This is a genomic window from Roseburia sp. 1XD42-34, assembly GCF_009917385.1.
Lineage (GTDB): Bacteria > Bacillota > Bacilli > Bacillales > Amphibacillaceae > Virgibacillus.
In genome coordinates, this window is sequence record NZ_QWLJ01000062.1 from 1 (window position 1) to 12,312 (window position 12,312).

A 12,312-nucleotide genomic window follows, 5' to 3' on the forward strand; every position below is an offset into this window, starting at 1 on the left:
ATCTATGCCTCAAATGGATAATTAGCGCTTGACTTGAAGCATTACTTTTTATGCAACGCTAGTGTAATTTCCTAGACCATTAAAAAAGCTGGCTATTTTACAGGCAACTCGATTATAAAGGTTTTTCACTTAACTGCTCGTTAAAGCGTTCAAAAAATAAATCTGCTTCAGATTCCAGTTCCTCATCATTTGTATCCGGTAAAGGAGGTAAGTCATCCAAAGACGTTAAGCCAAAATAGGTTAAAAACTCTTTTGATGTGGCAAAAAGAATCGGTTTTCCAACCGTATCTTTCCTACCTACCTCTTCAATTAGAAGTCGAGATAAAAGTGTTTGTACAGGACGATCACTTTTCACCCCACGAATTTCTTCAATTTCTGTACGTGTAATTGGTTGGTTATAAGCGATAATAGCAAGTGTCTCTAACGCTGCCTGAGACATTCTAGTAGCCTGAGGCGTTTCCAATAATTTTTTGTAATATGAACTATGCTCTGGTCTAGTAGTCAAATGAAATACTTCGTGTGCCTGCATGATTCGTATACCCCGGTCTGTATTTTCATATTCCTGCTTTAGTTCATCCAAGACAAGTTCCACAGTTGCTTCTGTCACTTCCAAAACATCCGACAATTGTTTCACTGTTATTCCTTCATTGCCTGAGGCAAATAGCAGACCTTCCACAATTGCTTTTAATTTATTTATTTCCACCTTTATTCCTCCATGCTAAACACGTATAATTCGGTTAATTGCTTTTCTTGTTTACAATAAACTTGATTTTTTTTCATTAACTCTAATAATGCGATAAATGTTACTACGATATGTGAGCGTGACGGCACTGCAAATAAGTGATCAAACAAAATTCCTTTTTTAGCTAATTTTACCTTCTGCAGTACTTCTTTCATTCTTTGTTCAATCGGGATTTCAGACCTTTCAATTTTTGTTTCTAGAGGTGCATCCCATTTTTTACGTTCAAACATTTTACGTAATGCTGCTAACATGTCGTAAATAGATGTCTCTCCTTGCACCATCTGTGGGGGCGGAGTAATACTTTCATCAAACGCCACGGGTTCTCTGGTATAAATTTGATTTGCTTCTTTTTCTATCAACTGCAATTGCATAGCTGCTTCTTTGTATTTTCGATATTCAATTAAGCGTTGCATGAGATCTTCTCGAGGATCTTCTATATATTCCTCTGTTTCTTCATTTAATTCAGGTTTTGGTAACAGCATTTTACTTTTTATTTCTACCAAGGTCGCTGCCATAACTAAGTATTCACTAGCGATATTCAACTCTAGCCGTTTCATGGTGTGAATGTAATGCATATACTGCTCCGTAATTTGCGCTACCGGTATATCATAAATATCAATTTCATATTGATTAATTAAATGGAGTAATAAATCTAGCGGGCCTTCAAAGGCATCCAATTTCACCTGATAAGCTTGCAATTTATTGCCTCCTTTCCTCAAATTTATCGTATTAATTACAAACGCCTATACACGATTTTAACTTCTAACATACGTTAGTACTGTAAGATAAATGTTAGTTAACTCAACAACATTTAGGCTAAGAAGAAAAAGGAGGTATATCATTATGAGTGGTGGATATGGTTACGGTGGTGGATTCGCGTTAATCGTTGTATTATTCATTCTGTTGATTATTGTTGGTGCTGCATGGCTCTAAAATAAAGAAGCTTTTTACATGGTTAAGCAGCACACGAAAATAAAAGCCGGCCTCTCTAGGCTGGCTTTTTATTCATCGTTGCTTTCGGATTCAGTTGATTCATCACACTTTTGATAAAACTCCTGAATTTCTTTCGTCGTAGAAACGGAATAGTTATTTCGATAAAGCTTATCGATTTCAATAACCATCTTTCTTCCGATGCCTAAATTACGATGGGATGGATTTACGGACACATGCTGAATAATAGCATCAGTTTCATTTTCAATCCGGATCCCAATCGCCCCTAGAACATCATCTTCTTCCTTCCATAAATACAAATGCCAATCAGTATTAGTTTCATATTCTTTAATCGTTTGCTGTAATTTTTTGACATCCTTTTCTTCAGGCATAAAAGAAAGCAAACCCATTGCTATTTTTTCTAAATTTTTCTTAAAGCGAATTAACATAAATACCCCTCATTAACAAAATAGCTTATCGACGAACTTTAGACAAACAAGCTATTGGTTTTAAGCGGACAACATGATAACTGTATATGAATTAAGATTCAACAATGCTCATAATTATATTTGCATGTTTCCTTTGTTTTGTCAAATATGTAGTCGAGATAGATCTTATACAAGCTTTATCAAAACTAGACAAAATCACTCATTTTTTAATGTTGCTACTTAGCAGAAGTTGTAAAATCATCCATCCATCTGTCTGTTTTTCATTCCACTGAAAAGGAATCAAATTAACGACCGCAATCCAAAGATTGAACCACATAAACAGTTGAATGAAAACGGAAGAAGCAATCTGACTAATACCCCAAAATATAATAGCTATTAGACTACTGAACAAAGGTCCAGCAGCAGTTATAAGAAGCTTTTCCCGTCTGGTATAGTCAGGTTGACGAACACTAGTAGCCATACCTCCCGCAAAAAATAAGGGGGCAATGGTAAAGCGAAACCTACCCATGTTTATTATTTTTTTCACAGTTCCTGCGCCAATAGATATATAGACCTTTTCTGCTCGAAAAAACCATGCAGCTATAGCATGCCCAAACTCATGGGATAATATACTAATCGGAGCTACAAAAACTATGAGGTAAAACAGCAGAAGAGCATGCATCATTTCCACCTCAGCATAAAGTAAAACTTCCTTTAGTGGGGGCTCACCCCCTATGGTTTGAAGTAGAATAAAGGCTAAACCCGCAGGTGCCATAGAAAAAGGAAACATACTTTTTCTGCGGAACAAGCCTCCTGCGATTAACTTCCTGTGAACCCAAACGAATCCGGAATGTAGGCGCCGTTCCCTTCCACTTAAAATATTGCACCTTCCATAGAACTCTTAAAGCGAGAGCCTTACGTTAGAATACATAGTTAAGCAGTATAAACTTTGACTTCCTTCATGACGTCACCATTTTTCATCGACGTTGCAAACTCCATTCCTGTTGTTACTTGACCAAATACGGTATGAACACCATTTAAATGCGGTTGTGGTTCATGTACAATGAAAAATTGGCAACTTCCTGTATCCTTTCCAGCATGAGCCATAGACAGGGAACCTTCTTGATGTTTATGCGGATTTCCTTCTGTTTCACATTTAATCGTATATCCTGCTGATCCTGTTCCGTTACCAACTGGACAGCCTCCTTGACTGACAAATCCTGGAATAACACGGTGAAAAGTTAGCCCATTATAAAAGCCTTCATTAGCTAGCTTTTCAAAATTTGCAACTGTGTTTGGAGCAGCATCCTCATATAAATCAAATTCAATTTTAGTATCGTTTTCCATTAGAATATATCCTTTTTTTGCCATTCTATAAATCTCCTTTTCTACCTAGACTAAGATCTATTTTATCATTTAATGCTAAGTGTGCAAAGAAATTACCACGTGTTGAGTCTGTCAGGTATTTAAGAAACTACTCTCATTTTGTGCTTTGCTTGCTTTTAGCGACATGGACAAAGGAATTTTAAATCCGAACTATAAAAAAGTGACGGTTGGATACATATAACCACCGACATATAACTTCGCGCACTTTAATCAGAGCAACTAATGAACCTCATCAAGCTAAAGCACTGTGTAGTCTCGCCGGTACCTTTCCTCCCATAGAATCTACATATATTTCCGGAGCGAAATGACTATATGGAATACATAGCATTGTTAAGCCCCAGCCTCAGACAAGTAAAGGAGAACTTTCATCTCCCACTATTGTTAGATATCCGCTGGTTCCTAACCCATTCCTTCCAATAATATCAAACATGAGAGCTTTCTTCTTAATCCCTTCAATTGTGAATTTGCTGTCTATCTTCTCGTAAGCATTTTACCCATTCCCCCAGAAACTATTCATAACTCAAATCGTTACGAATAACATCTTGATAGGTTTCCCGTTGAACGACAAGCTTGTCGTCCCCATTTTCTACAAACACAACTGCTGGCTTGGCAAAACGATTGTAATGATTCGCCATCGAATATCCATACGCACCCGTTGAAAAAACAGCTAGAATATCATTTTGCGAAACATGTGGTAAAGGAAGATCCCAAATAAGCATATCTCCTGACTCGCAACATTTTCCAGCAATGGATACAGTTGTTTCTGATGGTACAGCTGCCTTATTAGCGAGCACAGCTTCATACTTTGCCTGATACAGTGCTGGACGTAAATTATCTGTCATGCCTCCATCAACCGCTACATAATTACGAATTCCGGGAATTTCTTTCATCGATCCGACTGTATATAAAGTAATTCCAGCATTACCTGCAATTGCTCTACCTGGCTCTAACCATATTTCTGGCATAGGGATAGCTAATGATTCTACTTGGTGTTTTACCTCATTTACTAACTCTTTTACAAATGAGGCGTAAGGTATAGGAGAATCATCTTTCGTATAGCGAATCCCATAACCTCCGCCTAAATTTAACACATTCGGTATATAGCCATGCTTCTTTTTCCATGTACGTAATTCCTCAAACAACACATTTGTTGCAAGTATAAAGCGATCTGCTTCAAAAATTTGCGAGCCAATATGGCAATGAAGACCCCTAAAGCGAATATGTGGATTATCTCGCATTTGTAAAAACGCGGTTTCTGCCTGTCCATTTTGTAAGCTGAATCCGAATTTGGAATCCTCATTTCCAGTCATAATATACTGATGTGTTTGGGATTCAATCCCTGGTGTAACACGCATTAAAACATCCATCTGTTTATCATACGTTTTCAATAAGCTGCAAATATGTTCCATTTCTTGGAAATTATCTACTACAATACATCCGATATTATGTTCTATGGCCATCCTTAGCTCAGCAACGCTTTTATTATTCCCGTGAAAATGAATCTTTTCGGTTGGGTATCCAGCCTGTATGGCTGTATATAACTCTCCCTCAGAGACAACATCCAAATACATGCCTTCTTGTTTAATAACTTGAACCATGGCGATGGATGAAAAAGCTTTACTGGCGTATGCAACTTTTGCAGTTACACCCATATTTTGTAACGTGTTTACAAACGCCCGACAATTGTCACGAATCATTTGGACATCATAAACATACAAAGGAGTGCCATATTTTTTTGCAAGCGTAACACTGTCTAAACCGCCGATTTCTAAATGACCTTGTTCATTTACAGTAAATGGATGGTTATCAATTATCATAGCTTTCAACGACCTCCGTAATCCCTTCAACGCTATTTATAATTTAAAACTTTATCACACCAATGTATAAAAGAAAAGAGACTTGTAAAAAAAGTCGAATTTCTTTTATACATTGGGTAGATAATTTACCTAAATTATTTTTCAGGCTGGCGATAATTATTTTTTGGGTGGACAATGCTTGGTCTACTGTTCGTATATGGAACAGGAATTCGAACAAGCGTATGCAGCATTGCACGTGGGTTAAACGGAATAAATGGCCACAAATAAGGTGTTCTTAAAGATTTAAGGTGAATTAGGAACAAGATATGGACTAAGAACATACTGACAAAACCAATTACACCAAATAAGCCAGTAATAATCACAAATAAAATATTGACTATTTTATTCGATACACTTAATTCATAACTTGGCGTTACATAACCCCCTATTGCACTAACCGATACATACAATATAACCTCAGGACTAAACATTCCAACATCAATTGCGATTTGCCCGATTAAAACAGCAGCAATTAAGCCCATTGCTGTTGATAAAGGGGTTGGTGTATGTATTGCAGCCATACGAAGGAACTCAATGCCAATAACACCCATGACTATTTGAATCGGAATAGAAATATTCCCATCTTCATTAGGACCAATAAAAGCAAGTTGTTTCGGTAACAACTCTGGCTCCATCACAAATAATAGCCATAATGGTAGTAAATACATAGAAGCAAAAACCGCCACTATACGAATCCAACGAATAAATGTCCCAATTGCAGGTGTTTGGCGATATTCTTCTGCATGTTGTAAATGGTGAAAAAATGTCGTCGGTAAAATGATTACACTAGGAGATGTATCGACAATGATTAAAACATGCCCTTCTAATAAATGATTTGCAGCAACATCTGGTCGTTCCGTATAACGGACAAGTGGATAAGGATTCCACTTCCGCTGAATAATAAATTCATCTACCGTTTTATCTGCCATTGAAATACCATCTACTTCAATTTCTTGAATCCGGTCTTTAATCAATTGAACAAGTCCTTCATCAGCGACATCATTTATATAACTTAGACAAACATCTGTTTTTGAGCGTTCTCCCACTTTTAGCATTTCATTGCGTAATCTCGGGTCGCGAATTCTTCTTCTAGTTAAAGCTGTATTTTCGATTATATTTTCCGTATAGCCATCTCTAGAACCGCGGACTACTCGTTCAATATCGGGTTCTTCGGGCGTTCTACCAGGATAATTTCGCACATCTATAACAAAAGCAAATCGTTCCCCACCTATAAAAAGAACGATTAACCCGGATAACATTTGATCTACAGCTTCATCCATTGTTTTAACTTGTTCAACTTGTTGATGAATAAGACGGTTTTCAATGATTTCTGGAAGTTTTCTTCCATTTGATTCATGATCATTTAAATTTACAAGCTCTTTTAATAAGTCTTGAATGACAATCGAATCACATAACCCCGTCACATAATAAATGTGAATATCACGCTTTAATAATACAAGCTTGCGAAATCCTAAGTCAAAGGACACACCTATTCCCAATCTGGTTTTCATATAGTTTTCTGTATGTTTGAGCCTGGGATTCACAGGAATCTTTTGATCATGCTGAGTCATATGTAGGCCCCCTTTGTATTTTACGTGACATGAAAATTAATCTTATTGACGATTTTGTTAATTATCACAAGCTTTTTTACTATTGTTTTACAAAATATAACCATTGAAATAAAGAGCCGGCTATTTTCCCAAACACAATCGCCATTAGTAGCCAGAGTAGATATTTTTCAATCCCTATCCGTTTGTATAGTATTGGAAACACATTTAACACCTCTGCTAATGCAGCTGCTAACATACCGTTAAAAACCCCTTGGAGTAATCCCCATATAGCTATAACAATGACAGAATTCCCCCACGTAATCGAAGTAAATGATAAATATGTTCCAAACAAACTTCCTAAAAGAATGCACGCTGTGTAAATAGGTAAGAACGTTTCCGTTTTACTTAATTGAATTAGCCGAGGTACGATTCCTAAAATGGTAATAAACGCTACATAACCAGCCCCAACGGCAAGACCTGCACTAAATCCAATTAAGGATTCAAGAAGGCGTATGAGGAGGATCGACATCGTTGCATGCATTTTCATAATGAATGACGTAGTTATCCAAATCTTGCTGGTAATTGTAGATCTCTACTTCTAAAGGACTCGGTTCTTCGTTAAAGCGTTTATTAAACCAGTGATTAAAAAAAAGCAACATCCCTATTCCTAAACCAAAAGAATAAGGAATTTGCAGCCATAAAGGGTATTCCTCCTGTTCTCCTGTCAATAAATAATGAATTTTTTGATGTACTTCCTGCATACTTACATCATAATGAAAGTTCATTATTGTCATAGCTGTTCCGACAAAGATTAACACCCATACTCCGAAAGCAATGAAAACAGTAGGCGATTTTCGTTGCTTCTCGATGCGAACAATGGTTTGATTTGGTCCAACTAATTGGAATTCTAAATCTGGAAAATCACGATTCAAGTGTTCAATAACTAAAAAACTGTCGATCACGACAATGTTTTTATCTTTCTTACCTAAACGATATATTGGCATATCTTCAAGCTGTCTTTTTTTTGCATCATTTGTAGAAATAACAGCTATATCCTTTAGCCGTAATACTTGGTACCTAGTTAGTTCCATATTTTTTTTCATACGCAGATAAACCTGGTGGTTCGGCATCCTTCTCCCTCCAACTGCTAGTGAACTTGTATCATTTAGTATTTACTAAAACAGTGAAATTTACACGGTTTATTTATGTAGAGTTTGTTTTAACAAAGAACAACCGCGCCAATTATCACAAAAATAATCCCGTATACCTCACCGGGTAACGGGATCATGTAACAACCAGTTTCAGTTAGAATAAAGATATCTAGGCGTCAATATAAAGCTTCATTTCTTCGAGAATTTTTTTCTCCAATCGGGATACTTGAACTTGCGAAATACCAAGACGTTTAGCTACTTCGGATTGCGTTTGGTCTTTGTAGTAGCGCAAGTAAACAATTAGCCTCTCTCTTTCACTGAGACCACGAATTGCTTCTTGTAACGTGATGCGTTCAAACCATTTTGAGTCTTCGTCCGATATTTGATCTAATAACGTAATTGGGTCACCATCATTCTCAAATACGGTTTCATGAATTGACTGAGGAGATTTACTTGCTTCTTGAGCATGGACAACTTCCTCTGGTGAAATGTCCAATGCTTCTGATATTTCATTTACTGTTGGTGACCTACCAAATTTCTTTGTTAATTCATCTTTTTTCTTTCGAATACGATTACCTGTTTCTTTCAGTGATCGACTTACCTTCACAGTCCCATCATCCCGAATAAACCGTTGAATCTCACCAATAATCATCGGAACAGCATAGGTAGAAAAACGTACATCATATGATAGATCAAATTTATCAATGGACTTAATGAGGCCTATACTTCCAATTTGGAACAAATCATCAGGGTCATATCCTCTATTAATAAATCGCTGTACAACAGACCAAACGAGGCGCATGTTTTTTTCCACTAACATATCTCTTGCAGCTTTATCACCATGTTGACTTTTTTCTATTAGTGTCTTTACTTCTTTATCTGTTAGCGCTTCGCTTCTATTATCCCCTTGCACATTAACCTTCATCGGCAAAACCCTTCACGATGAGCACACCGTTTTCGCGTTTGTCAATTGTTTCGTCATGTGTACAGTCGTTCCCTGACCAGGGTTAGATATAACCTCCACTGTGTCCATAAAATTTTCGATGATTGTAAATCCCATACCAGACCTTTCTAACTCAGGTTTGGAAGTGTATAACGGTTGCCGGGCTTCATCAATATCCTCGATTCCCGTTCCGTTATCTTTAATGGTTAATTCAACCTCTCCATCCATTATTGCACAAGTTATCGTTACTTCATGATACGGTTCATTATTATAAGCATGAATAATACAGTTGGTTACGGCTTCTGATACGACTGTTTTGATTTCTGTAAGCTCATCCATTGTTGGATCTAGCTTACTTACAAAAGCAGCCACTGTTACTCTAGCAAAAGATTCATTTTCACTAACACTTGAAAAGGTAACTGTCATTTCATTTTTCACGATGCCACCCCCAATGTTTCTAAAGCAAATTGTTCGTTCTCTTCTAAGCGAACAATCTTAAATAACCCTGACATTTCAAATAATCGTCTGATAGGAGGAGATATGGAGCAAACTACCATCTCCCCTCCTAACTGCAATACTTCTTTATACCTCCCTAGTACAACTCCGAGACCCGAACTATCCATAAAATCCATGGCTTCCAGATTTAATACAACATGTTTGACATCATGTTCATACATCACTTTTTTCCATTCCATTCGCAGTTGTTCTGCTTCGTGATGATCTAATTCTCCGGCAAGTCGGACGACTAATACATTCTCCTTTACAGCAAATGTTGAATGAAGTGCCATTGCCATTTCTCCTCCTTATTTCTTAACTGCCCTTGCTTTTATAATTCGAGCATCTACAATATAAATCCTGCTAGTTGACAAAAGAAGAAGTAGTTCCCCTAAAAAAGAACTAATTAATCATTTTTCGCCAATTTTTGCCATGTTCGCTTCCAAAGCGTACCATAAGAAGCATTCTCAATCGGTTCTTTAACAGTTAGATCACTTCTGGATAGTATATTTTCACCATCCTTTACAATGAGCTCCCCTACAGTTTCCCCTTTTTGCACAGGAAGCTGCATATCTTCTTTCATGGCAATCTCTGTCGTTACGTTTTCCATCGAGTCTCCTCGCTTAAATAATGTGCTGATAGATTCTGAAGCTACTATATCCGTTTGTTTATTTTCAGCTTTAGTTAGTTTTAACTCGGTGATTTTATCCCCTTTGTCAAATAACTTTTTCGTCTGAAAATGGTTGAATGCATAGTCAAGCATTTGGGAAACTTGTTCATTTCTTTCTTTAGAAGAGCTAGAACCCATTACTACTGCAATAACACGCATATCTTCTTTTTCCGCAGTTGCAGTTAAACAGTATTTTGCATCACTGGTATAACCTGTTTTAAGACCATCAACGCCAGAATAAAATTTAACTAAGCGATTTGTATTGACGAGCCAAAATTCATTCTCTTGCCCTTTGCGTAAATAATCCTCATAAATGGAGGTATAATTGGTAATATCCTCGTACTTTAATAACTCTTTAGACATCACAGCCATATCATAAGCTGTGCTGTAATGATCATCAGCAGGAAGTCCTGTTACATTTTGAAATTTGGTATTCTTTAGTTGTAATTCCTTTACTTTCTCGTTCATTTTGTGTACAAAAGCACCTTCGCTTCCGGCTATGCGTTCTGCCAAAGCAACACTTGCATCATTTCCCGAAGCGATTGCAATGCCTTTTAATAGATCGTCCACTGTCATTTCTTCTCCAGCTTCCAAGAAGATTTGTGATCCGCCCATGGAAGCCGCATGTTCACTAACTCTAACTTTTTCATCCAGTTTTAACTTCCCTTCATCCAAAGCTTCCATGATTAATAATAAAGTCATAATTTTTGTCATACTAGCTGGTGAGAGTTTTTCATGTTCATTTTTGTTAAATAACACTTTGCCCGTGTCACGTTCCATTAAAAGGGCCGATTTAGCATCGTTCGCTAGATTTTGACCTTTCGTACTTTTCTTTTCTTCCGCACTAACAAAAGTCATTGTATTCATAGTCATCATACATACGATGCTAATGATCCATAGAGCTTTTTTCATTCTTTTCCCTCCAATATTTCTATGTAGCTTGTTCAAATGCCACTTTGGATGTTTTAAAAGCAAAAACATACTTCTAGTTTCATTTCAGACGTCATACATATAGGTTCGCCAATTTTTTCTTTTTTTATACCAATCTTATAATTCATTTATCGGAAGTGTGAGGTGCGATACAACTCTACTTCAAGAAATGAAATTAATACAAAGAAGCTTGGGAGATTACGGCAGCTAAATTGCTTAATCTTGGTCTGTAAACTGTCGATTCAGGAGGAGCGACACGAAGTGAAATTTTTCTTTTTTTAATGGTGAACAAAGGCGCAGGGCGCCCGATTAACAACGTAGCGAATGGAACGAAGCAACTAAAGTTTTAGGAATCATGCCACTAAAAACAGGGATATGCAGACGTCTGAGCGGCAGGTCCGTTTTTAGTCGGCTTTCCTCTTTGTGGCGAACCGATGAAGCTTTATCGTAGGGTGGATTTCTAAAGAGGCACCGTTGCTGGGTTATGGGCCGGACGTGACTAGTCGGTTATTTCGTTATCCGCAAGTATCTCATTTTATGCTTTTATCTTATTTAGAAAGCCTTTGTTTTTCTTTTACTATAAACCAAAAAAATCTTATGCTTTCCTATAGTGAAAAATAGACCCTTCACTGCGAAACAGTGCTCAAGGGTCTTTTTAAGGTAATAAAGGCTTTCGGACGCGGAGCAAACCACCAGTGTGAATGAACTGTACCCCAATTTTTAGACACAACTCTAATAATTGGAGGTGCAGTTTTTTATGGCTAAATTCACCAATGTTGAAAAAATACAAGCAGTCATTCGCTATCAAAGTGGTGCAGAAGGCGTAAAGTCAATGGCTAAATCCATAGGAGTTGACCATTCACTCCTCTTAAATTGGATTAAACAATATGAATATCACGGAGAAAAAGCTTTTGAAAAATGCTATACATCTTACACATTGCAGTATAAACTAGATGTACTTAATTATATGAACGAACAAGGAACATCTATCCGGGAAACAGCAGCGATCTTTAATATTTCTACACATTCCACGCTTTTACAATGGAAAAAGAAATTGGAAGCAGAAGGAATAGATGCCCTAGAACCAAAGAAAAAGGGGCGTCCATCCATGAAAAAAGGTTCTGATCATACATCTAAAAAGCAAAAGCCGGATGAAGGGACTCCGGAAGCATTACAAGCAGAAATAGATCGTTTACGCATGGAGAATGCCTATTTAAAAAAGTTGAATGCC

At 37.1% G+C, this 12,312-nt stretch carries 15 protein-coding genes; 2 read left to right on the top strand and 13 right to left on the bottom strand.

What is annotated here, in order from left to right; genetic code table 11:
• Positions 1–112: 112 nt before the first annotated feature.
• Together scpB and D1839_RS19285 are read right to left on the bottom strand one after the other, a co-directional pair.
• A complete protein-coding gene (scpB, locus tag D1839_RS19280; RefSeq protein ID WP_120381418.1) occupies positions 113–703 on the bottom strand; it encodes an SMC-Scp complex subunit ScpB in 591 nt (196 codons plus the stop codon).
• Between the two features lie 2 nt (positions 704–705).
• A complete protein-coding gene (locus D1839_RS19285; protein WP_120381419.1) occupies positions 706–1,440 on the bottom strand; it encodes a segregation/condensation protein A in 735 nt (244 codons plus the stop codon).
• Between the two features lie 145 nt (positions 1,441–1,585).
• On the opposite strand from D1839_RS19285, the gene D1839_RS19290 reads away from it, so the two are divergent.
• Positions 1,586–1,675, top strand: coding sequence for a YjcZ family sporulation protein (locus tag D1839_RS19290; RefSeq protein ID WP_021291215.1), 90 nt, complete (start codon positions 1,586–1,588; stop codon positions 1,673–1,675).
• A gap of 68 nt (positions 1,676–1,743) precedes the next feature.
• On the opposite strand, the gene D1839_RS19295 is transcribed toward D1839_RS19290, so the two are convergent.
• The 11 genes from D1839_RS19295 to D1839_RS19345 all read right to left on the bottom strand — a co-directional run bounded on the left by D1839_RS19295 (position 1,744) and on the right by D1839_RS19345 (position 11,063).
• Positions 1,744–2,121: a GNAT family N-acetyltransferase gene (locus tag D1839_RS19295; protein ID WP_120381420.1), complete on the bottom strand. Its 378-nt coding sequence runs from the start codon at positions 2,119–2,121 to the stop codon at positions 1,744–1,746.
• A 199-nt stretch (positions 2,122–2,320) separates the two neighbouring features.
• A complete protein-coding gene (locus D1839_RS19300; RefSeq protein WP_166554470.1) occupies positions 2,321–2,782 on the bottom strand; it encodes a M50 family metallopeptidase in 462 nt (153 codons plus the stop codon).
• A 251-nt stretch (positions 2,783–3,033) separates the two neighbouring features.
• Positions 3,034–3,471, bottom strand: coding sequence for a peptidylprolyl isomerase (locus D1839_RS19305; RefSeq protein ID WP_120381422.1), 438 nt, complete (start codon positions 3,469–3,471; stop codon positions 3,034–3,036).
• A gap of 524 nt (positions 3,472–3,995) precedes the next feature.
• Positions 3,996–5,303: a diaminopimelate decarboxylase gene (gene lysA, locus D1839_RS19310; protein WP_120381423.1), complete on the bottom strand. Its 1,308-nt coding sequence runs from the start codon at positions 5,301–5,303 to the stop codon at positions 3,996–3,998.
• 134 nt (positions 5,304–5,437) lie between these two features.
• A complete protein-coding gene (locus tag D1839_RS19315; protein ID WP_120381424.1) occupies positions 5,438–6,913 on the bottom strand; it encodes a spore germination protein in 1,476 nt (491 codons plus the stop codon).
• Between the two features lie 79 nt (positions 6,914–6,992).
• The gene (locus D1839_RS19320; protein ID WP_120381425.1) at positions 6,993–7,421 is read right to left on the bottom strand and encodes a stage V sporulation protein AB; all 429 of its coding nucleotides are present in this window, start codon (positions 7,419–7,421) and stop codon (positions 6,993–6,995) included.
• Entirely contained in the window at positions 7,393–8,022 is a 630-nt protein-coding gene (locus D1839_RS19325) for a stage V sporulation protein AA (RefSeq protein WP_120381426.1), read from the bottom strand. The genes D1839_RS19320 and D1839_RS19325 overlap by 29 nt, the downstream gene beginning before the upstream one ends.
• 190 nt (positions 8,023–8,212) lie before the next feature.
• Positions 8,213–8,968, bottom strand: coding sequence for an RNA polymerase sporulation sigma factor SigF (gene sigF, locus D1839_RS19330; RefSeq protein ID WP_120381427.1), 756 nt, complete (start codon positions 8,966–8,968; stop codon positions 8,213–8,215).
• 12 nt (positions 8,969–8,980) lie between these two features.
• Complete coding sequence (gene spoIIAB / locus D1839_RS19335) at positions 8,981–9,412, bottom strand: anti-sigma F factor (protein WP_207710079.1); 432 nt, start codon at positions 9,410–9,412, stop codon at positions 8,981–8,983.
• 8 nt (positions 9,413–9,420) lie between these two features.
• Entirely contained in the window at positions 9,421–9,774 is a 354-nt protein-coding gene (gene spoIIAA / locus D1839_RS19340) for an anti-sigma F factor antagonist (RefSeq protein ID WP_120381429.1), read from the bottom strand.
• A gap of 113 nt (positions 9,775–9,887) precedes the next feature.
• Complete coding sequence (locus D1839_RS19345) at positions 9,888–11,063, bottom strand: D-alanyl-D-alanine carboxypeptidase family protein (RefSeq protein WP_120381428.1); 1,176 nt, start codon at positions 11,061–11,063, stop codon at positions 9,888–9,890.
• 775 nt (positions 11,064–11,838) lie between these two features.
• Between D1839_RS19345 and D1839_RS19350 the strand changes: the two genes are divergently transcribed.
• On the top strand, positions 11,839–12,312 hold a 474-nt coding region (locus tag D1839_RS19350; RefSeq protein WP_147358297.1), incomplete at its 3' end, for a helix-turn-helix domain-containing protein.